Raw genomic sequence first — 25,174 nt, 5'->3', positions numbered from 1 at the left:
TGGCCTAGAGCCTCAGACGCGCTCGAAGATGGCGGCGATGCCCTGGCCGCCGCCGATGCACATGGTCACCAGGGCATACCGGCCGCCGGTGCGGTGCAATTCATGGATCGCCTTCACCGTGATGATGGCGCCGGTCGCCCCCACCGGATGGCCGAGCGAGATGCCGGAGCCGTTGGGGTTCACCTTGGCCGGGTCGAAATCCAGCTCGCGGATCACCGCGCAGGCCTGGGCCGCGAAAGCCTCGTTGGATTCGATGACGTCGAGGTCGCCGACCGACAGGCCGGTCCGCTCCAGCACCTTGCGGGTCGCCGGGATCGGGCCGATGCCCATGTAATCGGGCTCGACGCCGGCATGGGCATAGCCGACGAGACGGGCCAGCGGCTTCAGCCCCAGCGCCTCGGCGCGGCGGGCATCGGCCAGCACCACCGCGGCGGCGCCGTCATTCAGGCCGGAGGCGTTGCCGGCGGTGACCGATCCGTCCTTTTTGAAGACCGGCTTCATCTTCGCCAGCCCTTCGGGGGTGACGTCGCCGCGGACATGCTCGTCGGTGTCGAAGACGATGGTGCCCTTGCGCGAAGCGATCTCCACCGGGACGATCTGGTCCTTGAAACGGCCTTCGGCGATGGCATGGGTGGCGCGGCGCTGGCTTTCCAGCGCCAGGGCGTCCTGCGCCTCGCGGTCGATGCCGTAGCGGGCGGCGACATTCTCCGCCGTCACCCCCATGTGAATCTTCTGCCAGGGGTCGTGCAGGATGCCGTTCATGTAATCGACCAGCGCCCCATCGCCCAGGCGGGTGCCCCAGCGGGCGCTCGGCACGAAATAGGGGCCGCGGCTCATCGATTCCGCACCGGCGCCGATGGCGACGTCGCAGTCGCCGAGCGCGATGGATTGCGCCGCCGAGACGATGGCCTGAAGGCCGGAGCCGCAGAGACGGTTTACGTTGAAGGCGGGCGTACCGATGGGGATGCCGGCATCGATGGCGGCGACGCGGCTGAGATAGGCATCGTTGGTCTCGGTCGGGATGACGTTGCCCATCACCAGATGGCCGACGGCGTCGGGCGCGGCGCCGGACCGCTCCAGCGCCGCCTTGACCGCAACGGTGGCGAGCCGGGTCAGCGGCACATCCTTGAGGCTGCCGCCGAAGCCGCCGATGGCGGTGCGGGCGGCGCCGACGATGACGATGTCGTTCTGCATGGTTCGGTCCACTTCTCGGACAATAAAGACGGTCAGCGGCCGGTGAAGTCCGGCCTGCGCTTGGCGATGAAGGCGTTGACGCCTTCGATGAAGTCGCTGGTGGCGGCGGTGGCGAGGAAGCGGTCGCGCTCGGCATCCAACTGCCGGTCCAGCGTCCGGTCGAAGGACTGGCGCATCAGATGGCGGACGCCGGCATAGGCGACGGTCGGCCCGGCGGCGAGCCGTTCGGCCAGCTTCGCCGTCTCTTCCACCAGGGATGCCGCCGGCACCACCCGGTTGACCAGCCCGATCCGCAATGCCTCCGCCGCGTCGATCACCTCCGACAGCATCGCCAGCTCCATGGCGTGGCGCAGACCGACGAGGCGCGGCAGATGAAAGCTGCCCGACCCGTCGGGGGTGGCGCCGATGCGGGCATAGGCCATGGTGAATTTGGCATCGTCGGCGGCGATGCAGAGGTCGGCGGCGCTGGCGAGGCTCATCCCCGCCCCGGCCACCGGCCCATGGACGGAGGCCAGGACCGGCACGTCCAGCCGGTCGAGTACGCGCAGCGCCTCGTGCAGATGGGCAATGATGGCGCCGGCCACCGCCGGGGCGGTGGCGGGATCGTCGGCAAAGCGGCCGACATCGCCGCCGGCCATGAAGCCGCGGCCGTTGCCGGCGATCACCAGCACCCGCGTTGGCCCCGTCCCGCCCTCCTCCGCCACGCTGCGGCAGGCGTCGAGGAAGGCGGCGGCGGTCGGCTCGTCCAGCGCGTTCAGCACGCCGGGACGGTTCAACCGGATCCAGGACACCGCCCCCTCGCGGACGAGCTGGACCGGCGATGGGGTGGCGGGCGCGGTGTCGGACATCCTGGCGTCTCCCGAATCTCTACCTGACGGAAGGTATGTTACCGATCGGTATGCCCTGTCAACGGTCCGGTTGACCCAACGGTCACTCATATCCCTGAGCCGCATCCCTGCTCCCCGCCCCGGCGACGGACCGAATCCATGGCTTGGCTGTTGGACCTTGCGACAGGTCGCAGCACCGCACGCAAACAGAGATTCGGAGCATCGCCATGCATCATTGGCCCCCGACCGGCTTTCCGGCCCTGACGCACTGACGGCGGCGGAGGATTCAAGGCATGCCACCGGTTGTGCGTTCGGTCGCCTCGCTTCTGCTGGGGGTCGCTTTTCTGATGCTGGCGAACGGAGCCATGTCGACCCTGATCGGGCTGAGGCTGTCGGCGACGGCGTCCGGTGCGACGGCGGTCGGGATGATCACCGCGGCCTATTATGGCGGGCTGACGCTGGGATCGCTCTATGCGCATCGGATCATCACCCGCGTCGGCCATATCCGGGCCTTCTCCGCCTTCGCCTCCGTCGTGTCGGTCGCAGCACTGTCGCACGCGCTGTTCGTCGATGCGCCGCTCTGGGCCCTGCTGCGCCTGACGCAGGGATTCTGCATGGCCGGTCTCTACATGTGCATCGAAAGCTGGCTCAACGGCACCGCCACCAACGAAAGCCGCGGGCAGCTGCTGTCGGCCTACATGGTGACGCTCTATGGCGCCTCCGGCGTCGGGCAGCAGTTGCTGCGCCTGGACGACGAGACCGGCGTGCGGCTGTTCATGATCGTGTCGATCCTGCTGACGCTGGCGCTGGTGCCGGTGGCCCTGACGCGAACCACGCCGCCGCAATTGCCGAACGTCTCCTCCTTCGGCATCAAGCGGCTTTACCGAAGCTCGCCGCTGGGGGTGGCCGGGGTGTTCATCAGCGGGGCGATCACCGGGTCGATCTATGGGCTGGCCCCGGTGTTCGGCGCCTCCTCCAGCTTCGGCGTGTCGGGCACGGCGCTGTTCATGTCGGCGCTGATCCTCGGCGGCATGGCGCTGCAATGGCCGCTCGGCCGGCTGTCGGACCGTTTTGACCGGCGCAGCGTCATCATCGGCCTGTCGGCCTCCCTGTCGCTGACCAGCCTGGGCATGATCGCCGCCGCCGGGCTGGACCAGCCGCTGGCGCTGATGCTGGTGGCGCCGCTGTTCGGCGGACTGGCCTTCACGCTCTATCCGGTCTGCCTCGCCCACACCAACGATTACGTCCGGCGGGAGGACATGGTGTCGGCCAGCGGCGGCCTGATCCTGGCCAATTCCGTCGGCGCCATCATCGGCCCGCCGGTGGCGTCGGCATTGATGATCGCCACCGGGCCGGCCGGGCTCTTCAGCTTCGTCACCGGCGGCGCGCTGTGCGCCACCCTCTATGGCCTGTGGCGGACCCGCATGCGCCCGCCTTTGCCCGCCGAGGCGCAGGCCGCCTTCCGCCCCCTGCCCCAGACCACGCCCACCGTCTCGCCCCTGGATCCCATGAGTGCGCTGAGAGCACGCTAAGAGCACACCCAAAGGACCAATGGTACACTGACGATTTTCGGGAATGCTCCGTTAAGAAGTTCAGGATAAGCTGCCGCCCGCTGGAATGCTGACTGGTGGTTGAATGCCGTTTACGCGTGGGCCCCTTTTGCCGGGGACGTTGAACAAGGACGGGGCAGGGAGTCCAGATGCCGACCGGGCCGATGCCGACCAGTTCGGCGGGCTGGTCCATGCGGTGGCGCAGGATCGCGACCGCACGGCTTTCGCTGCGCTGTTCCGCCATTTCGCGCCGAAGATCCTGCACTATTGCCTGAAGCTCGGCGCCGACCGCAGCACGGCGGAGGAACTGGTCCAGGACGTGATGCTGACGGTCTGGCTGAAGGCCGCCAGCTTCGATCCGGCCCAGGCGACCGTCGGCACCTGGGTGTTCACCATCGCCCGCAACCGGCGCATCGACCGCCTGCGCAAGGAGATGCGCCCGGCCCCCGACCCGGACGATCCGGCGATGACCCCCGCCTCCTTCGCCACGCCCGAGGAGACCGCCCAGATGGTCCAGAGCAGCCGCCAGCTTCAGGACGCGATCGAAACTCTGGCGGAGAACCAATCCGAGGTGCTGCGCCGTTCGTATTTTCTCGAACAGACCCATGAAGAGATCGCCGAGGACACGGAGGTGCCCTTGGGAACCGTTAAGACGCGGCTGCGCCTCGCGCTCAGCCATCTGAAACGCAGCATGAGGGACAAGGCGTGACGGTGCCGCTCCATCATCCGGACGACCAGCTTCTGATCGGCTACGCCAGCGGGCAGGAGCGGGCCGGGAAGTCCCTGCTGGTGGCGACCCACCTCGCCTATTGCCCGGAGTGCCGCCAGCGCGTCGCATCTTACGAAGCCTTGTGCGGGAACTGGTTCGAAGAGCTGCCCTGCGCCGGTCACGATGGGTTGGATGCGCTGCTGGACCGCATGGACGGGCTGCTGACCGCCACGCGGACGCCGCCGGAGCCGGCCCCCATCGAGCCGCCCGCCACCGGCCGGACATGCGGATGTCCGGTGCCGGAACCGCTGCGCAGCTGGCTGCCGGACGCCATCGACACGCCGACCGATGACGGGTCCTGGCGGGAGATCGCCAAGGGGGTCTGGCTGTCGGGCTGGGAGCGCACCCTGTCCGGCACGACGATGTCCGGCACGACGATCCGCCTTCTTCGCATGGCCTCGGGCGCCCCGGTTCCGGCGCACCGCCACACTGCGGACGAACTGCTGCTGGTCCTGCGCGGCGCCTTCCGCGACGAATATGGCAGCTACGGGCTTGGCGACGTCGCCCACTATGTCGCCGGCACCGACCATTATGCCCGCGGCGCCAGCGAGGAAGACTGCATCTGCCTCTTCCTGCTGGACGGCGATCTGATCTTCCTCGACGAGGACGGCAATCCGCTTTAGCCGACGAGGTCCTGATACTCCGGGTGGCGCTTGATGTAAGACTCGATGAAGGTGCAGAGCGGCAGCACCTTCAGGCCCTGCGCCCGGATGTCGTCCAGCGTGCCCTTCGCCAGTTCCGACCCCACCCCCTGGCCGGTCAGGGCACCCGGCACCTCGGTGTGGGTCAGCGCGATCTTGCCATCGCGCATGTCGTAGGTGACCAGCGCGGTGGAGCCGGCCACCGTCAGCTCATAACGGCCGAGTTCCTCGTTCTTCCGCACCTTCTCGTGCAAGCTCATGGTGTCCTTCGCCTTGGTTGTTCGGTTTTGCGGCCGAGCCGCGGGAGTGCGGATCGTCAGCCGACCATCAGGGATTCCGCACCGTCGATCCAGACCGGAGTGCCGGTGATGTGCTTCGCGCGGTCGGACGCCAGGAACAGCGCAAGCTCCGCCACGTCGAAGCTGTCGCCGGACTTGCCGCCGGTCAGGGGCACCTTACCTTGCGGATACTCGATGGGAGTCTTCACCGATTCGATATTCCGCATCCTGGTATTGTCGGGAATGTCCGTTTCGATGATGCCGGGGCAGATGGCGTTGACGCGGATGCGGCTCGGCGCCAGTTCCAGCGCCAGCATCTTCACCATGGCGAGCTGTGCCGCCTTCGTGCAGGAATAGGCGGTGGCGCCGGTGTTGCTGAACACCCGCGTGCCGTTGATCGACGCGGTGACGATCACCGAGCCGCCGCCCGCTTTCTTCAGGTGCGGAACCGCATGGTGCAGCGTCAGGTAGGTGCCACGCAGGTTGGTGTTGATGGTGCGGTCCCATTCGTCCGGCGTCAGGTCGTCGATGGGCGCCCAGACACCGTTGATGCCGGCATTGGCGAAGACGATGTCGAGCCGCCCGAACTCCTCCACAAGCCGCTCTGTGGCCTGCCGCATCGCCGCGTCGTCGCCGACATCCGCAGTCAGGGGAATCGCCTGTCCACCGGTGGCACGGATCTCCTCGGCGGTCTTCGCGATCTCGTCCGCGGTGTGGCTCAGCACACCGACCGAGGCGCCGGACTGGGCGAAGCGTATCGCGGACGCCTTACCGATCCCGGACCCCGCACCGGTGACCAGTGCGACCTTCCCCGTCAAATCCATAACCCAACTCCAGCCAGTGACCTTCGACGCGAATGCCAACCCGTGGCCGCGCCGTTCGGTTCCCAATGGGCAAGCCGCGCTGCTCAAATTCCGTATATAGGAATTAAATTCCGAAAACTTGATTCAGTTGAACTGTCTGCTAGACTGACGATCCACCGGCCTCCGATCCGCACTGCCGTCTGTGATCGGATCAACCCGGACCTTTGGCTTTTCGGAGAGTGCCGATGCCGTCGCCCGCCCAGACTGAAGCGGTTCCGCCCAATCCTGTCCAGTATGCGTGCCATGGCAAAGTCGGCGTCATCACCGTCGATTACCCACCGGTGAACGCCGTCGGTCATGGCGTGCGCAGCGGGCTGGTTGCGGCATTGGACGCCGGGCTGGCCGACGACGGGGCCGAGGCGCTGCTGATCGTCTGCGCCGGCCGCACCTTCATGGCCGGTGCCGACATCCGGGATTTCGGCAAGCCCTCCGCCCCGCCGACCCTGCCGGAGGTGGTGGCCCGCCTCGATGCGGCGGCCAAGCCGGTGATCGCCGCCATCCATGGCACGGCACTGGGCGGCGGGCTGGAGGTTGCGCTGGCCTGCCATCTCCGCGTCGCGTTGAAATCGGCGAAGCTCGGCCTGCCGGAGGTCAAGCTGGGCCTGCTGCCGGGGGCCGGCGGCACGCAGCGGCTGCCGCGGCTGGTCGGGGCGGCCAAGGCGCTGGACATGATCCTGTCCGGCGATCCGGTGGGTGCCGAAGAGGCGCTGGCCCTCGGCCTCGTCGATGCGGTGGAGGACGGCACCTCCCCCCTGGAGGCCGGCCTGCGTGCCGCCGAACGGCTTCTGGCCGACGGGAGCCGCCCGCAGCCGGTCAGTGCCCGTACCGACCGCATCGCCGGCACCGATCCCGCCCTGTTCACGGCGAAGCGGACCGAGCTTGCCAAGCGGCAGCCGCACCTGTTTTCCCCCCACCGCATCGTCGACGCGGTCGAGGCCGCCGTCACCCTGCCCTTCGACGAGGGGACGGCGCGTGAGCGGGAGCTGTTCCTCGCCTGCATGGACTCGCCCCAGCGCGCCGGCCTGATCCACGCCTTCTTCGCCGAGCGCGAGGTGGCCAAGGTCCCCGGCCTGCCGGCCGGCACGCCGACGCGCGACATCCGCAAGGTCGGCGTGATCGGCGCCGGCACCATGGGCGGCGGCATCGCCATGTGCTTCGCCAATGCCGGCATTCCGGTGGTGCTGGTCGACAGCGCGCAGGACGGGCTGGACCGCGGCATCGCCGCCATCCGCCGCAATTACGACTCCACCCTCCGCAAGGGCCGCCTGACCGCGGCACAGCTGGACGAGCGGATGGCGCTGATCCACCCCACCCTGTCCTACGACGAACTGGCCGACGCCGATCTGGTGGTGGAGGCGGCCTTCGAGAGCATGGAGGTCAAGCAGGCGATCTTCCAGACGCTGGACCGGACCTGCAAGCCGGGGGCGATCCTCGCCACCAACACCTCGACGCTGGACGTGGACGCCATCGCCGCGGCGACCGGCCGGCCGCAGGACGTGCTCGGCATGCATTTCTTCAGTCCGGCCAACGTCATGCGCCTGCTGGAGGTGGTGCGCGGGGCCAGGACCTCCGACACGGTGCTGGCGACGGCGATGGGGCTGGCACGCCGGATCGGCAAGGTCGGCGTGGCGGTGGGCGTCTGCTACGGCTTCGTCGGCAACCGCATCCTGCACCAGCGCGGCCGGGAGTCGATGGCCCTGGTCGAGGAAGGCGCCAGCCCGGAACAGGTCGACCGCGTGCTGACGGAGTTCGGTTTCCCGCTCGGCCATTTCTCGATGACCGACCTTGCCGGGATCGATGTCGGCTGGCGCATCCGCGAGGAGCGGCGCAAGGCCGGCGATCCGGAGGCGCAGTCGCCCAACTGGCTCGACACCCTTGCGGAGCGTGGGCGGTACGGCCAGAAGACCTCGGCCGGCGTCTACCACTACGAACCCGGCAGCCGTGTCCCGATCCCCGATCCGGAGGTCGCGGCGGTGATCGAGGAGGACCGCCGCCGCCGCGGCATCGTCCCGCGTCCGGTCAGCGACGCGGAGGTCCGCGAACGCTGCCTCTATGCGATGGTGAACGAGGCGGCAAAAATCCTGGAGGAGGGCATCGCCGCCCGTGCGGTGGACATCGACGCCATCTGGCTGCACGGCTACGGCTTCCCGTCCTGGCGCGGCGGCCTGCTGTTCTGGGCAAACCAAGAAGGGCTGGGCAAGATCGCCGAGGCGGTCCAGCGTTACCACCGCGACATCGGCGGCCCGCAATGGCGGCCGTCGGCTTTGCTTCTGCAATGTGCCGCCGAAGGCCGGGCCATCGGATGCTGACGCCGGAATGTGGATTTCAAACCGGAAACTAGTTTCCGTTACTGATTGTTAGCAATATCCCCTATACTCTGTCGTCAGGGATGCCCCGCTGCCCCCTACCGGCCCCCCAGCCGACGGGATCGACGGAGCGGACCTGACCCGAGGAACCCGGACCACACCGAAGGGGAAAAGCATGAAGGACATGACCGTCGCAGCCACCGACTGGGGTCTCCACGCCGTCGCCTGCAGCGGCCTTCGTGACGTTCCTCCCTCCGTCTGGCTCGGGACGTTGCGCAACGCGCTGTCCGGTGCCGGCACCGGCCGCACTCTGTTCCTGGACCTGCGGGAGGTCGGCAATTCCCCCTTGCCGCCGTCCCATCTGGGAGCCCTGGCATCGGTCGTCGCACAGGCCGGTTACAGTGCGGTTCTGGTGTCGGACCTCCGGCTCGGCCATGCGCTGTGCGATGCGGTTCGCCGCAGCGGTTCGAATGGGGAAATGGCTGCCGGCCTGCGCGTGCTGTCCGCGGACGGACGCGACCGGGTCGCCATCGCCGCCGCCTACCAGTGGCTGTTGAACGGGCGGGAGCCTGCGGATGCCCTTCAGGTGTCCGACCGCCGCCCGTCTGTCCTGGTCTTCCCCGCTACCGTGGCGCACAGGCGGCCGACCTCCCCCGGTTCCGCCGATCTGCGCCACGCCTCGTAACCGTCCTGTCGTAACCGCTTCATTTCCGCAGTCGTCGTCGTCTCAATTGCCTTTTCGCCCCGGCCGGACCCGTCCCGCCGGGGCTTTTTATGTCCATCTGAATTTTCCCGGAAGAATCTGCGCCAGCTTTCGCCCGCCGTTCCGTGGATAGCCACAGAACGAACGGGGCGGCGCCAGCCCGCCGCCCATCCCGAAAAGCCATCGGCCTGAACCGCCGCGAAATCCCGCCCGGATTCCGCGAACGGGCCGCGATTGGGTGGAGAAGGCGATGCTGGTCGATTCCGTCAGCGCAACGACGTCAACGACGTCGACGAAGTCCACGTCGAGCAGCTCGTCAGCCATGAGCGCGACCGACAGCTATCAGACATTTCTGACACTGCTGATGAAGCAGCTTGAGGTCCAGGACCCGACCAACCCGGTCGACACGACCACCTTCACCACCCAGCTCGTCCAACTGTCCGGGCTGGAACAGCAGATGTCGATCAACGACAAGCTCGACGAGCTGAACAGCACGGTGTCCGACCTCAGCAGCACCCTGTCGTCCTCCCTCGGGTCCGGCAGCGGCGCCGTCAATTACTACGGTAAGACGGTCGAGGCCGAGGGATCCACCACGCCATTGCAGGACGGCGAGGCGAGCTGGGAATACGACCTCGATTCCGCAGCGTCCTCGGTCAAGCTGACCATCACCGATTCCAGCGGCAACACCGTCTACAGCGATGTCAGCTCCTCCACCGCCGCCGGCACGCACGAGGTGACCTGGGACGGCGTCGGCACCAACGGCAAGAGCTACAGCAGCGGCACCTACACCCTGTCGGTCACCGCGCTCGACGCCAACGGCAAGGCCATCGACACCGCCACCCGCTTCAAGGGCACCGTGACCGCCGTGGACAGCTCGTCCGGCACGGCGGTGCTGAATGTCGGCGGCGTCAGCCTGTCGGCCGACAAGGTGCTGACGGTTTCCTGATCCCTCCCCCGGACAATTCGAAAGACAGGTGCCGCCATGAGCCTCACCAGCGCAATGTACAGCGCCACGTCCGGGCTGACCGCCCAGAGCAAGGCGCTCGCCAGCATCTCCAGCAACATCGCCAATTCCAGCACCACCGGCTTCAAGGGCACGGTGACGGAGTTCACCTCCTACATCAACAAGACCACCACGGTGGACGAGCAGGTCGGCGGCGTCATCGCGTCCAACACCCGCAGCGTCAGCCGCCAGGGCGAAATCCAGTCCTCGGCGACCACCACCAACATGGCGGTCAACGGCGACGGCTTCTTCGTCGTGTCGGACAAGACGTCGAGCGGCGGCACCTACTTCACCCGCAACGGCTCCTTCTCCACCGATTCCAACGGCAATCTGGTCAATTCGGAGGGCTATTACCTCTATGGCTGGGCGGTGGGCGACGACGGCACCATCAAGGCCGGCAACAAGACCTCCACCGACAGCCTGCAGGCGATCAACCTGACCAGCATCAAGGGCACGCCCAAGGCGACCTCGACGCTGGACATCGAGGCCAACCTGCCGTCCGACGCCGCGACCGGCGACAGCTTCACCACCGACGTGGAACTGTTCGACGCCCTGGGCAACAGCCATTCGGTGACGATGACCTGGAGCAAGACGGCCGACAACGCGTGGTCGCTCAGCGCGTCCGATCCGACCGGCTCGGCCGACGGCACGACCACGACCGGCACGATCTCCGGCTTCCCGATCTCCATCTCCTTCAACAGCGACGGCTCGCTCGCCAGCGCCACCCAGACCGACAGCAGCGGCACCACGACCAGCGTCGATCCCTCGGCCATCGACTTTTCGGTCGGCGGCTGGACCACCGGCGCCGGCGACAGCACGGTGACGATGTCGCTCGGCAGCGCCAACAGCACGACCGGGCTGACGCAATACGCATCGGGCGAGAGCACCGCCGCCATCGGCGACTGGACCGCCACCGGCAACGGCTACGAGCCCGGCACCCTGACCGGGACCACCATCGACAGCAGCGGCGTGGTGCGCGCCACCTTCGACAATGGCGAGACGCGGGCGATCTACCAGATCCCCATCGCGACCTTCGCCAACTCCAACGGGCTGGAGAGCGAGAGCGGAAGCACCTACACCCAGACCTACGAGTCCGGCAATTACCAGCTGCGCACCGCCGGCGACGGCAAGGCCGGCGAGATCGAGGCCAGCTCGCTCGAAAGCTCCACCGTGGAGCTGACCGACGAGTTCAGCCGGATGATCGTCGCGCAGCAGGCCTATTCCGCCGCGTCCAAGGTGATGACGACGGCGCAGGACATGATCGACACGCTGATCTCGATGAAGCGCTGACGCCATGGCCGCCGCACCCGACGAGCGCTTCGCCCGCGCCGAATCCCTGCTGATAGAGCACCGGCGGCTGACGGTCCAGGCGCGGGCCTTGCTGGCGAGAACCGCCACGCAGGCCGAGCGGCTGGCGATGGCCGACGATCTGATCTCGCTGATCGACGGGCTGGATGTGGAGAAGCGGGCGCTGGGAGCCCGGATCCAGCGCGGCCGGGTCGCCAATACCGCAATGAGCGCCTACGGGCGGGCGATGGCGACGCGGCGGTAGTGGGAGCGGGCAATCGAAGCCGACGCTCCCTTCAAAAATCCCCGCCAGTTTTCACACCACCTGCCGTGGAACCAGACATCCAAAACCCGGAGCTATCGCCATGGCCCTCAAGCAGACCCTGCGCAAGCCCGCACCACCGAAGCCCGTTCTGACCAAGGCCCAGCCCCCCGCCCAGAGCGGCACGCCGGATACCCCGACCGTCTTCCTCCGCGTCGATGCGGTGGAGGTGCTGGAGGCCTTCGTCGCCGAACTGGACCGCGCCGCGACGCGCGCCGAGGCGGCGGTGCGCGAGGGGCGGCCGCGCGATGCGCTGCTGGCGGCAGGCGACATGCAGACGCTGCTGCGGAGCTGGAAGGACCGGCTGGCCGATGCGCTGGCGCAGACGCGCAGCAAGCGCGTCGCCCCTGCCGTGCGCGGCGCCGCCAAGGCCGCCGCCGACCGGGTCCTGCCGGTGCTGGCCGCCCGCATGCGGGAGATGGAGGCGCAGATCAGGGTCCACCGCGCCCGCCAGAACGCCATCGGCGCCGCCCTGCGCGCCGCGTCCACCGCGCCGGCCGGCGTCTATGGCGTCGCCTATGGCCCCGGCGCCCGCTATGGCGCACGGGTGGCGATGCGCACCACCGGCCATGTCGTCGGCCTGACGGCCTGACGGTATCAAACGGATAACCGGAAAGGAGGCCCGCCATGTCGCTTCGCGTCGCCAGTTCCATCGCCTCATCGGCGCTGCGCACGTCCGAGGTCGGGATCGCCGTCGCCTCCTCCAACGTCGCCAATGCCGACACGGACGGCTACACCCGCAAGACCGCGTCCAACGTCACCCGCAACACCGGCGTCAACGTCGCTAGCGTCGACGTCACCGCGGTCAGCAGCAACGTCGACCGCTATCTGTTGAAGACGCTCGTCTCGGCCCAGTCCGACCTCGGCTACACCGACACCCGCAACAGCTATCTCGACCAGATGCAGTCGGCCTTCGGCAGCGTCAGCGACGACGACAGCGGCGGCACCGACATCGGGTCGATGATCGACGCGCTGGCCGACACGCTGGGCACGCTGGCGACCTCCCCCGAAAGCGAGAGCGCCAAGGCCGCAACCGTGCAGGACCTGTCGGATCTGGCGGAGACGCTGCGCAACACCTCTTCGTCCATCCAATCGCTGCGCGCCCAGGCCGACGACGAGATCGCCACCACCGTCGACACCATCAACGAGACGCTGAGCGGCATCGATTCCCTCAACGACCGGATCGTGAAGGGAAAGGTGCTGGGCCAGAACGTCACCGACCTGGAGGACCAGCGCAACACCGCGCTGAAGAGCCTGTCCAAGTCCATCGACGTCACCTATCAGGTCGACGATAGCGGGCTGATGCGCATCTCCACCGCCTCCGGCAAGTCGCTGCTCGACACCAAGGTGCATGAGCTGTCCTACACGCCGGCCGCCTCGGTCACCACCAGCACGGTGTACAGCGCCAGCGGCAGCAGCGGCTTCGGCGGCATCATGCTGAACGGGGTGGACGTCACCGGCTCGTCGCTCGGCGGTTCGCTGGGCGCGCTGGTTCAACTGCGCGACACCGACCTGCCGGCGCAGCAGGCCGGCCTGGACGAGCTGGCGACCACCATGATGGACAGGCTGAACGCCATCCAGAACCAGGGCTCCTCCTACCCCGCCCCGCAAAGCCTGACCGGCACGGAGACCGTCTCGGCCAGCGACGCGCTGAAGGTGACCGGTGGCACGCTACGCGTCGCGGTCACCGACAGTTCCGGCACGGCGGCGGAGGTTCTCGATATCGACCTGTCGACCCAATCGACCCTTCAGGACGTCGTCGATGCCATCAACACGATGAGCAGCGCCTCGGCCTCGATCTCCGCCGACGGCAAGCTGGTCATCTCCGCCACCGGCACCGGCAACGGCATCGCGTTGGGCGGCGACGCCAACGACGGCACGACCGGCGCCTTCTCCGACGCCTATGGCCTGAACGACCTGCTGACCGGCACCGGGGCCTCCGACATCAAGGTGGCGACCCGCATCGCCGGCGACAGCAGCCTTCTCGCCACCGGCGCCCTGTCCTCCGCCAGCGGGCTGACCGCCGGCGACACGGCGCTGACCAGTGGCGAGGGGTCGGCGGCGAAGGCGCTGTCGGCGGCCTTTTCCGCCAGCTACGACTTCGATGCCGCCGGCTCCTTGAGCGCCCGCAGCACGAGCTTCGCCGGCTACGCCGGTGCGGTGATCCAGGGGGCGGCGACGCTCGCCGACAAGGCATCCACCGCCTACGACAGCCAGAAAACCTACACCAGCAGCCTCGAATCGACCTTCTCGTCGCAGAGCGGCGTGAATGTCGACGAGGAGACCGCCGCGATCTCCACCCTGCAATCCGCCTACGAGGCCGCCGCCGCGGTCATGAAGACGTTGCAGGAGATGTTCAGCACGGCGCTCGACATGGTCCAGTAGAGGAGACCGCGATGGAACGGGTCGCGACCTACAACCATCAGAACACGCTCGTCCATTATATGATGAAGGCCGAGGCCAAGGTGGCCGCGGAACAGGTCCGATCGGCATCCGGGCTGAACTCCACCGACTACAAGGGCATCGCCTCGGACAGCGGCCGGCTGGTCAATCTCGAAAGCCATTACCGCCGGCTGGAACAGTATATCGACGAGGGCGAGGTCGTGAACGGCCGCATCCAGTCGATGTACGATGCCGTCGGCGGCATGTCCGACCTGACCTCCCGCCTCAGCGCACTGATCACCGGCCTGCAAGGCAACAACGCGGCCGGCGTCGAAGGCGTGGTGGCCGAGGCCGGCCAGCTGATGGAGGAATTCGGCGGGCTGCTGAACACCCGGCAGGATGGCCGCTATCTGTTCGCCGGCGGGCGCACCGACCAGCCGGCGGTCGAACTCGACAGCTACAGCGCGGCGACCTATCCCTCCAGTGCCGACACCGGTTATTACCAGGGCGATTCCACCGTCGCCCATTTCCAGGCCGCCGACGATTTCGTGCTGTCCTACGGCGTCACCGCCGACCAGCCGGCCTTCGAAAAAGCCCTGCGCGCCTTCAGCCTGATCGCCAACATGTCGACCGATCCGGTCGACACCGATCTGCTGGCCGAGGCGACGCAGCTCGCCTCCGACGCCACCGACGGGCTGTCCATCGTCCAGGCCAAGCTGGGTGCCGCCAGTTCCTCGCTGGAGAACACCATCGACCGCCATGTGGACGAGCAGCTGGTGCTGCAAACCCAGGTGGAGGACATCCGCAGCGTCGATCTGGCCGAATCCACCACCAAACTGTCGCAGCTCCAGGCCTCGCTGGAGGCGACCATGAGCCTGATGAAGATCCTCGCAGAGAACAACCTGTCCAAATATCTGTGAGGGTCGGGGCTCCACAAAAAAGCGCTACTCCCATCGAAAAAGTCCGCCAGCTTTCGCCGCCTGCCCCGTGAGTCCCAGTGAGGGTCGCCGAAACGGCCCGGTTCGATCAGGAGACCACATCATGCCCGTCATCTCGACCAACACGGCTTCCAACTCGGCCCTTCGTTACCTCAACATCAACTCGACCAACCAGTCGGACTCGGTCTCGAAGATCGCCAGCGGTTCGCGCATCACCAAGGCGTCGGACGATGCCGCCGGTCTCGCCGTCGGCACCTCGCTGAAATCCGACGTCACGGTGCTGAACCAGGCGGCCACCAACGCCTCGCACGGATCGTCCATCCTCCAGACCGCCGACGGCGGCATGTCCAGCATCTCCGACATCGTGCAGCGCATGCGCTCGCTCGCCACCCAGTCGCTGTCCGGCTCGGTCACCGACAACGAACGCTCCTACCTCGACGCCGAATTCCAGCAGTTGCAGGATGAAATCGACGGCATCGCGTCCGGCACCCGCTTCAACGACGAATCCCTGCTCGACGGCGCGACCAACTGGTCCACCGGCGTTTCCTTCCGCGTCGGCACCACGTCGAACGACAACATCACCGTGCAGATCGCCGGCGTCACCACGACGGGGCTTGGCATCAACACGCTGGATGTCGGCACGTCGGCCACCGCCGCCGCCGCCCTGACGGCGCTCGACACCGCGGTCACCACCCTGTCGGACGCCCGCGCCGACGTCGGCGCGCTGATCTCGCGCTTCGAATTCCGCAGCGACATGATCGACACCACCATCGAGAACACCGAGGCCGCCCAGTCCAAGATCATGGACGTCGACGTGGCCGAGGAGCAATCCAAACTGGCATCGGAGAAGGTCCTGACCCAGGCCGCCATCGCCGTGCTGTCCCAAGCGAACCAGATGCCCGAGAATCTGCTCTCCCTTCTCCGCTGACGGTTCGCAAGGCCGCCGGGCAAGGGTGCCGCGTCCCGCACAGCCTCACACACTCGTGGGGCGCGCCCCGCCGGCGGCCGTTTCCTTCCATCGTCAGCGCCGCAAAACCCCGCATCGCCGTGCCATCCGCCGCGCCCGCCGCGGCCGGAACCGGGAGAGCCTTGCCATGACCACCGTCAGTTCCACCACCTCCAGCACGGCCGCGACGACGGGCTATTCGGCGCTGTCCTCCAGCGATTCCGGCACCGGCATCGACTATTCCCTGCTGATCGAGGCCAAGGTGAACGCGCGGCTGGCCAAGGCCGACCGCATCGACACCAAGATCACCGCCAACGAAGCGAAGATCACCGCCTATACCGACCTTCAGGACAAGCTGCAGGCGGTCAGCGACGCCATCGACGGACTGCGCAACCGCAGCGTCTCAACCGGCGCGTCCTCCAACCTGTTCGGTCAGCGGACCGCCTATGTCGGCGACGACGACGTGTTCAGCGCCGCGGTGGACGACGATACGGAGGTCGGCACCTATTCGGTTGTGGTGCAGCAGCTCGCCACCAAGCACAAGATCGCGGCGGACAGCGTCGCCAGCAAGACAAGCGCGCTGGGATATTCCGGCAGCTTCACGCTCCAGGCGGCCGACGGCAGCGCCGTCACCATCGCGATGGACAGCGACGACAGCCTGACCGACCTGCGCGACGCCATCAACGCCAGCAAATCGACCAGCGGCGTCACCGCCAGCATCGTGCAGGTCAGCGACAGCAGCTATCAGCTGATCCTGACCTCCAACAACACCGGCCAGACCATTTCCATGACCGACGGCGGCGATGGCGTCCTCTCGTCGCTCGGGCTGACCGACAGCGACGGCGCCATCAAGAACGAGCTGGTCGCCGTGCAGAAGGCAATCGTGGAGGTGGACGGCGTCACCATCACCCGCAGTTCCAACACCATCGACGACGCCATCGAAGGCGTGACGCTGACCCTCTACAGCGCCAGCCCGGACACGGCGATCTCGATGGAGGTGTCGACCGACCTGTCCTCGATCAAGTCGGCGATCACCGGCTTCGTCGACGCCTACAACGAATACCGCGACTTCGTGGTGACGCAGCAGGCGACCACCAGCGACGGCACGGCCTCCAGCGACGCCACGCTGTTTTCCGACAGCCTGCTGCGGCAGATCGTCCGGTCGGTGAACAGCGCGCTCAACACCTCCATCACCACCGACGACGGCACGGTTCTGTCGATGGCCTCGCTGGGCATCAGCTTCAACAGTTCCAACGAGCTGGAGCTGGACGAGGACACGCTGAACAGCATCCTCAGCAGCGACATCGACTCAGTCAAGCAGTTGCTCGGCCTGAACATGACCTCGTCCTCCAGCCAGATGTCGCTGCTGCGCTACACCAGCAGCGCCTCGGCGCTGTCCTTCACGCTGGACATCGTACGCGGAGACGACGGGACGCTGGCCTCGGCATCGGTCGGCGGCGACAGCAGCCTGTTCACCGTCAGCGGCAACCGCATCATCGGTGCGACCGGCTCGGCCTATGAAGGCATCGTGCTGGTCTATTCCGGCAACAGCGGCAGCGTGGACATCGACTTCTCGCAGGGGCTGGCCGACAAGCTGTTCGGCGTCATCGACGATGCGTCGGCCACCTACGGCAGCGACCTCGCCACCGCCATCGACGATCTGGAAACCCGGGACACCGAGCTGGAAAGCCGGTCCACCGACATCAAGACCAAGGCCGAGACCTACCGCAGCACCCTGACCGCCTATTACGCCAGGCTGGAGGCGGCGGCGGAACAGGCGGCGCTGCTGCTGAAACAGCTGACCTACAAGGACAGCAGCAGCGACAGCTGACACTGGTCAAGTCCATCCAACGATAAGGATTTGGCGCCATGCGCAATTCCGCCTATTCGAAGGCCCTGAACGCCTATGCCGTCGCCAACAGCGCGGTGCCGCCGCTGACGGCGGTGGTGCGGCTGTACGAGCGGGCGATGACCCATTTGCACGCCGCCCGCGACGCCGCCGCGGAGCGCCGGTTCGAAGCGCACCACACCGCAATCCGAAACGCGGTCATGGTGTTCGCGGGCCTTGATTCCATTCTGGTTTTCGACAAAAATGAGGATGTCGCGCTGACGCTTCGCCGGTTCTACCACCGGCTGATCGCGCAGGCCGGCGCCGCCGCCAGCCGGACGGATCCGGTTGCGGCCTGTGACTCGCTCATCCGCCAGACGTCCTTCATGCTGAAGGCTTGGCAGGCCGTGGCCGCAGAACGCGGCGGGCCATCCACTGTCGTCGGTGCCACGGCCAAAGGGCCGCATGCATCCGTCGTCGGGAGAACGATGGATCATGCAAATGGCGGACTCTCGGCTTGACCGTCCTTGCGAGGATTCCGGTGCCGGGCGCTCCATGTCCGGGGATCTGAGCCGGGGGTCAACCTCCGGCGTCATCATCCCTGCGGACGAGGACAGCGACGAAGCACTGATGGCGAAAATCCGCTCCGGCAGCCAGACGGCTTACCGGACGCTGGTTCATCGCCACCTGAAGCGCACCTACGCCCTGGCCCGTCGCCTGACCGGCAACGAGGCGGAGGCGGAGGATGTGGTGCAGGACGCCTTCCTCCAGGTCTGGCAGCGCCGCAGCCAATGGAGCGACGACGGCGGCGCCCGCTTCACCACCTGGCTCTACCGGGTGGTGGTGAACCGCTGCATCGACCACAAGCGGCGGCCGGTCGGCCAGGATCTGGAAACCGTGGCGGAGCCGTCGGACAGAGCGCCCGATGCGGTCAGCACCATCCATCGCCGGCAGGTCGCCGCCCGGCTGCTGGAGGCCCAGGACAGGCTGACTCCGCAGCAGCGCGCGGCCGTGACCCTGTTTTATTACGAGAATTTAAGCAACGCCGACATCGCCAGCGTTATGCAAATCAGCATAGGTGCTGTAGAGTCGCTGTTGAAACGCGCGCGCCAGCAGCTCCGGCTGCTTCTGCGCGCCAGTGCGCAGGCGGCCAGGGATTCCTTCGATGACGGATGAGGAGTTTCGCGATCGGCTTGATCGTCATGGAGGCGACCTCGCCCTTTGGCCGACCGACGCGGCCAGGGACGCGCGGCGCCTTCTTCTGCGTTCGGTCAAGGCGCAGGCGATGCTGGACGAGATGGTGACGATGGAACTGGCGCTGGGCCATTCCGAAGACCGCCCGCCGCCCGGTCTCGCCGACCGCATCTTTGCCGCGGCTTTCCGTTTGCCGCCGTCCGACCGCGGCTTCGACGAGGATGGCGATCAGCCGCCCCGGTTGATGTAGCCGGCTGATATAGCCGTCAGTTCGCCACGACCCGGCGCAGCTCCGCCGCAATGCGCTCAAGCGCCTGCTCCAGCCCCTGGCCGCCCAGCGGCTGGAACAGGCGCATCGACGGGTACCAGGGCCGCCCGGCGGTGCCGAGCTGCGTCCAGTCGCGGTGACCGAAGCGCCAGACCGGCACGCCCAGCGCACCGGCAAGCTCCGCAACCGAATTCGCCGGCGCGATGACGAGGTCAAGTGTCGAGACCAGTGCCGCCGTCTCTTCGAAATCGTCACGCAGGTCGAGCCCGGTCCAGCCATAGATCGGCTGCCCGAACCGGCGTTCCGCTGCCAGGATCTCGCGCTGGCACTCGTCATATTGCAAATTCACGAAGGTGACGCCGGGCACGGAGAAGACCGAGCCCCAGGCATCCAGCGGCAGATAGGCGTTTCGGCGGTCGGCGGTCATCACTTGGCTGCGCCAGCTGATGCCGACACGCAGGTTGTCGCCGGCACCGTCCAGCCGCTCGCGCCAGTCGGCGACGCGGCCACCCTGGGCGAACAGCCAGCAGGACCGCGTCGGGAAGGCCGACAGCCGTTCCCGCAGCAGACGGGGGACCGAGCCGGCGGGGATGTGATAGTCGCAATCGACCGTCTCGGCTTCCATCAGCCCGCAGGGCGGCTGTTCGGCCCGCAAGGTCGCCTTCGGGAAGGAGCGGGCGAACAGCGGCACCAGCCGGCGTTCGCATTCGATCACCACATGCCCCGCCATCTTGATCAGGTCGGGATAGCAGGATGCGAACAGGAACTCGTCGCCCACCCCCTGCTCACGCCAGACGAACAAGCGCTTGCCGGCCAGCGGCTCGCCTGTCCATTCGGGAATGGTGAAGCGCCGTTCCGGACGGACGCGGCCGGCCTTGAAGCGGAAGGCGTAGTCGGCCCAGCCGGCGCTCAGCGCGCCGCGCTCCAGCGACAGCAGGCCGCGGTTGAAGCGGGCCAGCGCATGGCCGGGGGTGGCGGCGACCGCACGCTCGAACCAGCGGCCGGCATCGGCACGGCCCTGCCGCTGCTCCGCCAGCCCCAGGGTGCAGAGCGGGTCGGCAAGCGACGGGGCCAGCGCCAGTGCCCGGCGGCAGGCGGCATCGGCCTCGACCGGCCGTTGGGCGCCATTCAGCGCATAGGCCAGAACGGCATGCATAGGCGCATGACCGGGCATCAGCCGGATGGCACGGCGCACCTGCACGGTCGCTGGAGCAAAGGCTTCGCGGTCGGAGAGATCGGCGCCGAGATTGCCCAGCGCATCGGCGAAGGCGGGGTTGAGCGCCAGCGCCCGCTTCCAGCAGGCTTCCGCCTCCACCGGGCGCACCTGCGCCTTGCAGGCGTTGCCGAGATTGTTCCAGGCTTCCGCCTGGCCGGGGTCGCGGGCGATGGCACGGCGCTGCCAGCGCTCGGCACGGCCATACTCGCCGAGCGCGGCCTCCGCCAGCCCGAGATTGACGAGGGCCGGCACATGGCAGGGATCGAGAGCCAGTGCGGTCCGGAACCGCCCGCGCGCCTCTGCGTGACGGCCCAGCGCATGCAGCAGCAGACCCAGATTGTTGCGTGTCTCGGCGTGGTCGGGCTGGCGCCGCAACGCTTCGCCATAGGCGCTTTCCGCCTCGGCCAGCCGGCCCGTTCCCTGGAGCGCGGCACCCAGATTGGCCCAGACCGATCCGGTATCGGCCCCCAGCCCGATGGCTTCACGATACGCGGTGGCAGCCTCGGCCACCGCACCCCAGCGGCGCAATGCGTTGGCCAAAGTGACACGGGTGGCGGCATCCTGCGGCCGCAGCCTCGCCGCCAGGCGGTAGCAGCCGATGGCGGCACCGGCCTGCCGCAGATCCTCCAGCGCGCGGCCCATGCCGAGCCGCGGCTCGGCCGCACCCGGCACCAGGCGGGCCGCCGCGCGGTAGCAGCGCAGGGCCGGCACCGGCCGCGCCTGCCGCCCGGCGATGGCGCCCAGCAGACAGAGCGCATCGGCGTCGTCCGGGTTGACGGCGAGAGCCCGGCGGGCGCTGGCAAACGCCGCAGTCACCCGCCCCTCCTCCATCAGAGCCTGTCCCAATGCCAGATGATAGGATCCGACCAGCGCGTTGGAGCGCGCCGCGGTGTCGAACAGACGGGTGGCGTCGGTGCGCCGCCCATCCTGAAAGGCGATATGGCCCAGCAGATGGGCGGCGTCGCCATGCGTCGGGTCGATCCGCAGGATCTCGCGATAGAAACGCTCCGCCCGCTCGGTCTGTCCGGCATTGTGGTGCTGGACCGCAAGGCGCAGCAATCCGTCGGTACGCCGTGTCGCGTTCCCGTCCATGTCGTCGCCGTTCCGTCAAATGAACTGGTCAGCGGCATCCTGGGGCATCCGGGGCCGCGTCTGTTCCTTGTTACGGTGCCGACATCGGACTCCTGCGCGGGTCTGCAACTTTTCCGCTGCTGTCCATACCTCGATGTATCAGGCGAGCGAGGTGTGCGAGCAGACCCAGAGAACCCGCGCATCCCCCTCGCCACCCGAGATGCAGGCATGCCCCATGGCGCTGTCGAAATAGCAGGAATCGCCCTTGGACAGGGTCAGGGGCGTGTAGTAATCGCTGTGAACCGTCACCTCTCCTTCCAGCACATAGATGAACTCCTCGCCATCATGGCGGGAAAGCTCGCCGAATTGCTGGATGCTGCGTGCCTTGATCGTGGTCACCAGCGGCACGAACCGCTTGTCGGGCAGGTCGGCGTTCACCGCCTCGTACCGGTACTGGTCGGTCTCGTGCACCGCGCCGCCACCGGCCCTGGTGACGCTGCGGCGGCCCAGCGGGGTCGGCTTCGCAACCTGACCGAACAATACCCCCACCTCCACCCCCAGGCCGGAGGCCAGTGCGGCAATCTTCTCGTAGGTCGGCGACAGTTGCCCGTTCTCGATCTTCGACAGGGTCGATACCGAGACGCCTGACCGCTCGCTCAGCTGCTGAAGCGTCAGCTGCGCGGCCGCCCGCAGGCGCTTCAGCGTCGGCGCAAGCATGCCCGCGGCGCCGTTCGACCCTGCCCCGTCCCGGCCGGTTCGCTGTGATGATCCGCCCACGCTGTCTTCCCGACTTGATGCAACCGGCTCGGCCGGCCGACGGAGTATAGCCGGCGGAAATTTTTCTTATACGAAAATTTTGTGGCGCATCGTCCGGGCTGCATATAGCGTGACGGTCCCTGACGCCCATCCGTCGCGAGGAGAGCACCGCCTTGACCACAGCCGCCCTGTCCATGCTGTCGCCCGCGGAAACGGCCGAACTCCTGCCTTTCGCTCCCCTGTGCGACGCCATCGCCGATGCCGCCCGCGACTATGCCGCCGGCCGGATCCACAGCCCGGAACGGCAGGTCCTGCCGCTGCCGCAGAATGGCGTCCTCCTGTCCATGCCGGCGACGGCCGGGGATATCGGCATCCACAAGCTGGTCAATGTCTGTCCGGGGAACGGGGCGCTCGGGCTGCCGACCATCCATGGCGTGGTCGCCGCCTATGACGGCGCCACCGGAGCCCCGCTGGCGATCCTCGACGGGCCGACGGTCACCGGCCGCCGCACCGCCGCCGTGTCGATGCTGGCGATCCGGACGCTCGCCCTGCGCCCTCCGCAGCATGTCGCGCTGATCGGCACCGGCAAGCAGGCCGCGTATCATGTCGAGGCGCTGGCATCGCTCTACCCCGGCATCCGGGTCGACGTGCATGGCCGGCGGGAAGACACCTGCCGGTCCTTCTGCCGAACCTCCGGCGTGGCGGGGATCGATCTGCGTCCGGCCTCCGGGGCGGTAGACCCCGCCGTCGACGTCGTCATCACCCTGACGACCAGCCTCGTGCCGGTCTATGACGAAGCACCGCGGCCGGACCGACTGCTGGTCGGCGTCGGCGCCTTCAAGCCGGAGATGGCCGAGTACGGTCCAACCTCCATCCATGGCAGCGACGTCTTCATCGACGACCCAGCCGGCGCGCGCCATGAGGCCGGCGACCTGATCCAGGCCGGCTTCGACTGGACGACCGGACGCTCGCTGGCCGATGCGCTGGCCAAGGCGCAGGACGGCACCGCCCTGACCGACAGGCCCCGCCTGTTCAAGAGCGTCGGCTGCGCCGCCTGGGACCTCGCCGCCGCGCGCTGTGCGCTGAGGAGCCGCGTTCCGGCGTGAGGCGCCGGCGCTATTTCTCGCCGATGAAGGCGCAGTGGGGAAAATTCTGGAAGTCGTAGCGGTGGATGCGCAGGTCCGGCCGATGGCGGCCCAACCAGTCCAGCACGGCCAGATGGGCGGTCTGGTCGAGCATCCACTGCGGCCGGCCCTCCAGCAGCAAATGGCCGATATAGGCCGCCACCGTCGCCAGATACTGCCCGGCGAGTGGGGTGTCGTTGTAATAGACGAAACCGACGGGAACCTCGCGGAACGGTCCACGCCGGCGCCGGTCGTGCAGGATGCCGAGATCGAAGCCGGTCATGTCCCTGGCGAGCGTCCGTAGATCGCTGCGGGTGGTGGCGTCCAGATCGACCAGAATCAACGGCCGGCCAAGATGCCGGTGCCATTGCTGGACGCGGATGAAACGCGCGCAGGCGTAATAGGTGACGCGCTGCGCGTGGGACGAGGCGGTGAAGTCCGGCTGCTCGGTCGACAGGCCGATGGACAGCGGATAAAGCCGGCGCCATTCGCCCAGCATCCCCAACAGCGACGGCGTCGGCGAAACCACGTTCAGCACGACCGACGCGCCGGGACTGCACTCACCGATGGATCGGAAAAGGTCCGGTCCGAAACGGCGCACATAGGTCTCGTCGCCGCTCACCATGATGACCGGGCCGCTGCCCTCCGGCAGATCCGCCACGATGGTCATGTCCGGCAGCCGGGCGATGATGCTGTCCAGCGGGGGCAAGCGTTCGAAGAACGCATCGTCCGCCCGCAGCATCGACCAGGAGCCGAGTTCACCGGCACCGTCCAGTTCCGCATCCGTAAAACGGGCGGCGAATCTCATCTGCAACTTCGATGCAAGGGTCAGGCGTCCCCGGCGATAGACGTGATAACCCACAATCGAGGCGGCCAGGGCATCCGTTGGATCGCCGCGCAGGTGCCGCCACGCCGCCCGTGCCGCCCATGAAAGCCGCCGGTCGTCCAGAGCACCCAGTTGAAACAGGTCGAGCGCCAGCGCCAGCGCCAGCCACAGGCGCAGGCTGCCCGGCTCGTCGGGATGGACCGTCTGGACCCGGTGCAGATGATCGAAGGCCTTCACCGCCAGACCGAGATCGAGCGTCATCGCCTTCCCCGGCGTCCAGTCCAGCAGCCCGCTGCGGTACTGGAGCAGCCGGGCGAGGGCGTCATGTCCGCGCACCGACTGCGGGTCGAGCGCCACAACACGGCGGGCGGCGACCTCCAATCGGCCGGCCTCCTTGCGGCGCAGAACCTCCAGATTGTTCCGCGCCTGCTTGTGGTCGGGCGCCACGGCCAGGATGCGCTGGTACCAGCCGGCCGACTCCAGGGGCGATCCGGTACCGGCAGGCGGCGGCGCGGCGAGGAGGTTCGCCAGATTGTAGGCCCCCGCCACATGGGCCGGCGCCAGTGCCAGGGCCCGCCGGCAGGCATATTCGGCATCCTCCGGTCGGCCGGCCCCGCGCAGCAGGCTGGCATAATTGGCCCACTGATCCGGGCTGTCGGGCTGGGCCGCCGCCACCTGATGGAAATGGTCGGCGGCCTCGGCGGGACGGCGGGTCTGCATCAGCAGCAGGCTCAGCATCTGGAGCGCCTGGAGATGGCCGGGCATGGCCGTCAGGAATGCGCGGTATCCCGCCTCCGCCTGTGTCAGATCACCCTGCTGGTGACTGCGGATGATCTGACCGAGATCCATGTCCGTCCCTTCCCCCCATTGCTCCGCGGCCTT

General features: G+C 67.8%; 25 protein-coding genes. 17 read left to right on the top strand and 8 right to left on the bottom strand.

Annotation, left to right across the window (positions count from 1 at the left end; all coding sequences use genetic code 11):
- Nucleotides 1–12 precede the first annotated feature (12 nt).
- Together VH569_RS07880 and VH569_RS07875 are read right to left on the bottom strand one after the other, a co-directional pair.
- A complete protein-coding gene (locus VH569_RS07880; protein WP_423314839.1) occupies nt 13–1,194 on the bottom strand; it encodes an acetyl-CoA C-acyltransferase family protein in 1,182 nt (393 codons plus the stop codon).
- A 32-nt stretch (nt 1,195–1,226) separates the two neighbouring features.
- Nucleotides 1,227–2,042: an enoyl-CoA hydratase/isomerase family protein gene (locus tag VH569_RS07875; protein WP_423314838.1), complete on the bottom strand. Its 816-nt coding sequence runs from the start codon at nt 2,040–2,042 to the stop codon at nt 1,227–1,229.
- A gap of 272 nt (nt 2,043–2,314) precedes the next feature.
- On the opposite strand from VH569_RS07875, the gene VH569_RS07870 reads away from it, so the two are divergent.
- The 3 genes from VH569_RS07870 (at nt 2,315) to VH569_RS07860 (ending at nt 4,963) form a co-directional block, all read left to right on the top strand.
- Entirely contained in the window at nt 2,315–3,553 is a 1,239-nt protein-coding gene (locus VH569_RS07870; RefSeq protein ID WP_423314837.1) for an MFS transporter, read from the top strand.
- Between the two features lie 139 nt (nt 3,554–3,692).
- Nucleotides 3,693–4,280, top strand: a complete 588-nt coding sequence (locus VH569_RS07865; RefSeq protein WP_423314836.1) for a sigma-70 family RNA polymerase sigma factor — start codon at nt 3,693–3,695, stop codon at nt 4,278–4,280.
- Nucleotides 4,277–4,963: a cupin domain-containing protein gene (locus VH569_RS07860; RefSeq protein ID WP_423314835.1), complete on the top strand. Its 687-nt coding sequence runs from the start codon at nt 4,277–4,279 to the stop codon at nt 4,961–4,963. Before VH569_RS07865 ends, VH569_RS07860 begins: the two co-directional genes overlap by 4 nt.
- Here VH569_RS07860 and VH569_RS07855 read toward each other — a convergent pair.
- Nucleotides 4,960–5,241, bottom strand: coding sequence for a GNAT family N-acetyltransferase (locus tag VH569_RS07855; RefSeq protein WP_109048488.1), 282 nt, complete (start codon nt 5,239–5,241; stop codon nt 4,960–4,962). The two genes, VH569_RS07860 and VH569_RS07855, sit on opposite strands and share 4 nt — an antisense overlap.
- A 56-nt stretch (nt 5,242–5,297) precedes the next feature.
- A complete protein-coding gene (locus VH569_RS07850; protein ID WP_423314834.1) occupies nt 5,298–6,083 on the bottom strand; it encodes an SDR family oxidoreductase in 786 nt (261 codons plus the stop codon).
- 224 nt (nt 6,084–6,307) lie between these two features.
- On the opposite strand from VH569_RS07850, the gene VH569_RS07845 reads away from it, so the two are divergent.
- Nucleotides 6,308–8,431 carry a 3-hydroxyacyl-CoA dehydrogenase NAD-binding domain-containing protein gene (locus VH569_RS07845; protein WP_423314833.1) on the top strand — a complete coding sequence of 708 codons (2,124 nt, stop codon included), beginning with the start codon at nt 6,308–6,310 and terminating at the stop codon, nt 8,429–8,431.
- A 172-nt stretch (nt 8,432–8,603) separates the two neighbouring features.
- Nucleotides 8,604–9,113, top strand: coding sequence for a hypothetical protein (locus tag VH569_RS07840; RefSeq protein ID WP_423314832.1), 510 nt, complete (start codon nt 8,604–8,606; stop codon nt 9,111–9,113).
- Between the two features lie 87 nt (nt 9,114–9,200).
- Here the strand turns inward: VH569_RS07840 and VH569_RS07835 are convergent, their stop codons facing one another.
- The gene (locus VH569_RS07835; protein ID WP_247879627.1) at nt 9,201–9,455 is read right to left on the bottom strand and encodes a hypothetical protein; all 255 of its coding nucleotides are present in this window, start codon (nt 9,453–9,455) and stop codon (nt 9,201–9,203) included.
- On the opposite strand from VH569_RS07835, the gene VH569_RS07830 reads away from it, so the two are divergent.
- The 11 genes from VH569_RS07830 (at nt 9,454) to VH569_RS07780 (ending at nt 19,281) form a co-directional block, all read left to right on the top strand.
- Nucleotides 9,454–10,077, top strand: coding sequence for a flagellar hook assembly protein FlgD (locus VH569_RS07830; RefSeq protein WP_423314831.1), 624 nt, complete (start codon nt 9,454–9,456; stop codon nt 10,075–10,077). The genes VH569_RS07835 and VH569_RS07830 overlap by 2 nt on opposite strands.
- 36 nt (nt 10,078–10,113) lie before the next feature.
- The gene (gene flgE / locus VH569_RS07825) at nt 10,114–11,424 is read left to right on the top strand and encodes a flagellar hook protein FlgE (protein ID WP_423314830.1); all 1,311 of its coding nucleotides are present in this window, start codon (nt 10,114–10,116) and stop codon (nt 11,422–11,424) included.
- A gap of 4 nt (nt 11,425–11,428) precedes the next feature.
- A complete protein-coding gene (locus tag VH569_RS07820) occupies nt 11,429–11,686 on the top strand; it encodes a hypothetical protein (RefSeq protein ID WP_423314829.1) in 258 nt (85 codons plus the stop codon).
- Between the two features lie 100 nt (nt 11,687–11,786).
- On the top strand, nt 11,787–12,335 hold the full coding sequence (locus VH569_RS07815; protein WP_423314828.1) for a hypothetical protein: 549 nt from the start codon (nt 11,787–11,789) through the stop codon (nt 12,333–12,335).
- A 35-nt stretch (nt 12,336–12,370) separates the two neighbouring features.
- Complete coding sequence (flgK, locus tag VH569_RS07810) at nt 12,371–14,128, top strand: flagellar hook-associated protein FlgK (RefSeq protein ID WP_423314827.1); 1,758 nt, start codon at nt 12,371–12,373, stop codon at nt 14,126–14,128.
- Between the two features lie 11 nt (nt 14,129–14,139).
- The gene (locus VH569_RS07805; protein WP_423314826.1) at nt 14,140–15,045 is read left to right on the top strand and encodes a flagellin; all 906 of its coding nucleotides are present in this window, start codon (nt 14,140–14,142) and stop codon (nt 15,043–15,045) included.
- Nucleotides 15,046–15,166: 121 nt separating this feature from the next.
- Nucleotides 15,167–15,991 (top strand): flagellin, encoded by an 825-nt coding sequence (locus VH569_RS07800; protein ID WP_098736547.1) that lies wholly within the window; start codon nt 15,167–15,169, stop codon nt 15,989–15,991.
- A gap of 166 nt (nt 15,992–16,157) precedes the next feature.
- Nucleotides 16,158–17,840 carry a flagellar filament capping protein FliD gene (fliD, locus tag VH569_RS07795; protein ID WP_423314825.1) on the top strand — a complete coding sequence of 561 codons (1,683 nt, stop codon included), beginning with the start codon at nt 16,158–16,160 and terminating at the stop codon, nt 17,838–17,840.
- A gap of 38 nt (nt 17,841–17,878) precedes the next feature.
- Entirely contained in the window at nt 17,879–18,358 is a 480-nt protein-coding gene (locus tag VH569_RS07790; RefSeq protein WP_174469383.1) for a flagellar protein FliS, read from the top strand.
- A 34-nt stretch (nt 18,359–18,392) separates the two neighbouring features.
- Nucleotides 18,393–19,013 (top strand): RNA polymerase sigma factor, encoded by a 621-nt coding sequence (locus tag VH569_RS07785; protein ID WP_423314824.1) that lies wholly within the window; start codon nt 18,393–18,395, stop codon nt 19,011–19,013.
- A complete protein-coding gene (locus VH569_RS07780) occupies nt 19,003–19,281 on the top strand; it encodes a hypothetical protein (protein ID WP_423314823.1) in 279 nt (92 codons plus the stop codon). The genes VH569_RS07785 and VH569_RS07780 overlap by 11 nt, the downstream gene beginning before the upstream one ends.
- 16 nt (nt 19,282–19,297) lie before the next feature.
- Here the strand turns inward: VH569_RS07780 and VH569_RS07775 are convergent, their stop codons facing one another.
- Complete coding sequence (locus VH569_RS07775; RefSeq protein WP_423314822.1) at nt 19,298–21,607, bottom strand: tetratricopeptide repeat protein; 2,310 nt, start codon at nt 21,605–21,607, stop codon at nt 19,298–19,300.
- Nucleotides 21,608–21,745: 138 nt separating this feature from the next.
- Nucleotides 21,746–22,303 carry a helix-turn-helix domain-containing protein gene (locus VH569_RS07770; protein ID WP_423314821.1) on the bottom strand — a complete coding sequence of 186 codons (558 nt, stop codon included), beginning with the start codon at nt 22,301–22,303 and terminating at the stop codon, nt 21,746–21,748.
- A 212-nt stretch (nt 22,304–22,515) separates the two neighbouring features.
- Here VH569_RS07770 and lhpI point away from each other — a divergent pair, with 212 nt between their 5' ends.
- Complete coding sequence (lhpI, locus tag VH569_RS07765) at nt 22,516–23,448, top strand: bifunctional Delta(1)-pyrroline-2-carboxylate/Delta(1)-piperideine-2-carboxylate reductase (RefSeq protein ID WP_423314820.1); 933 nt, start codon at nt 22,516–22,518, stop codon at nt 23,446–23,448.
- Nucleotides 23,449–23,458: 10 nt separating this feature from the next.
- Here lhpI and VH569_RS07760 read toward each other — a convergent pair whose 3' ends face one another.
- Complete coding sequence (locus VH569_RS07760) at nt 23,459–25,141, bottom strand: tetratricopeptide repeat protein (protein ID WP_423314819.1); 1,683 nt, start codon at nt 25,139–25,141, stop codon at nt 23,459–23,461.
- Nucleotides 25,142–25,174: the final 33 nt, after the last annotated feature.

Origin of the sequence: Azospirillum sp. 11R-A (assembly GCF_049472615.1) — a bacterium.
Taxonomy (GTDB): Bacteria; Pseudomonadota; Alphaproteobacteria; order Azospirillales; family Azospirillaceae; genus Azospirillum; species Azospirillum palustre.
Note: the sequence above shows the minus strand (reverse complement) of the source record. Positions and strands in the feature narration are given on the sequence as shown.

Excerpts from the sequence above, each read along its gene's own strand:
- VH569_RS07800 (WP_098736547.1), top strand. The coding sequence starts at position 15,167 with ATGCCCGTCATCTCGACCAACACGGCTTCCAACTCGGCCCTTCGTTAC.
- VH569_RS07780 (WP_423314823.1), top strand. The coding sequence starts at position 19,003 with ATGACGGATGAGGAGTTTCGCGATCGGCTTGATCGTCATGGAGGCGAC.
- VH569_RS07830 (WP_423314831.1), top strand. The coding sequence starts at position 9,454 with ATGAGCGCGACCGACAGCTATCAGACATTTCTGACACTGCTGATGAAG.
- VH569_RS07855 (WP_109048488.1), bottom strand. The coding sequence starts at position 5,241 with ATGAGCTTGCACGAGAAGGTGCGGAAGAACGAGGAACTCGGCCGTTAT.
- flgK (WP_423314827.1), top strand. The coding sequence starts at position 12,371 with ATGTCGCTTCGCGTCGCCAGTTCCATCGCCTCATCGGCGCTGCGCACG.
- VH569_RS07875 (WP_423314838.1), bottom strand. The coding sequence starts at position 2,042 with ATGTCCGACACCGCGCCCGCCACCCCATCGCCGGTCCAGCTCGTCCGC.
- VH569_RS07805 (WP_423314826.1), top strand. The coding sequence starts at position 14,140 with ATGGAACGGGTCGCGACCTACAACCATCAGAACACGCTCGTCCATTAT.
- VH569_RS07820 (WP_423314829.1), top strand. The coding sequence starts at position 11,429 with ATGGCCGCCGCACCCGACGAGCGCTTCGCCCGCGCCGAATCCCTGCTG.
- VH569_RS07815 (WP_423314828.1), top strand. The coding sequence starts at position 11,787 with ATGGCCCTCAAGCAGACCCTGCGCAAGCCCGCACCACCGAAGCCCGTT.
- VH569_RS07760 (WP_423314819.1), bottom strand. The coding sequence starts at position 25,141 with ATGGATCTCGGTCAGATCATCCGCAGTCACCAGCAGGGTGATCTGACA.
- VH569_RS07870 (WP_423314837.1), top strand. The coding sequence starts at position 2,315 with ATGCCACCGGTTGTGCGTTCGGTCGCCTCGCTTCTGCTGGGGGTCGCT.
- VH569_RS07770 (WP_423314821.1), bottom strand. The coding sequence starts at position 22,303 with ATGCTTGCGCCGACGCTGAAGCGCCTGCGGGCGGCCGCGCAGCTGACG.
- VH569_RS07790 (WP_174469383.1), top strand. The coding sequence starts at position 17,879 with ATGCGCAATTCCGCCTATTCGAAGGCCCTGAACGCCTATGCCGTCGCC.
- VH569_RS07775 (WP_423314822.1), bottom strand. The coding sequence starts at position 21,607 with ATGGACGGGAACGCGACACGGCGTACCGACGGATTGCTGCGCCTTGCG.
- VH569_RS07850 (WP_423314834.1), bottom strand. The coding sequence starts at position 6,083 with ATGGATTTGACGGGGAAGGTCGCACTGGTCACCGGTGCGGGGTCCGGG.
- VH569_RS07835 (WP_247879627.1), bottom strand. The coding sequence starts at position 9,455 with ATGGCTGACGAGCTGCTCGACGTGGACTTCGTCGACGTCGTTGACGTC.
- VH569_RS07785 (WP_423314824.1), top strand. The coding sequence starts at position 18,393 with ATGTCCGGGGATCTGAGCCGGGGGTCAACCTCCGGCGTCATCATCCCT.
- fliD (WP_423314825.1), top strand. The coding sequence starts at position 16,158 with ATGACCACCGTCAGTTCCACCACCTCCAGCACGGCCGCGACGACGGGC.
- VH569_RS07880 (WP_423314839.1), bottom strand. The coding sequence starts at position 1,194 with ATGCAGAACGACATCGTCATCGTCGGCGCCGCCCGCACCGCCATCGGC.
- flgE (WP_423314830.1), top strand. The coding sequence starts at position 10,114 with ATGAGCCTCACCAGCGCAATGTACAGCGCCACGTCCGGGCTGACCGCC.
- VH569_RS07845 (WP_423314833.1), top strand. The coding sequence starts at position 6,308 with ATGCCGTCGCCCGCCCAGACTGAAGCGGTTCCGCCCAATCCTGTCCAG.
- VH569_RS07840 (WP_423314832.1), top strand. The coding sequence starts at position 8,604 with ATGAAGGACATGACCGTCGCAGCCACCGACTGGGGTCTCCACGCCGTC.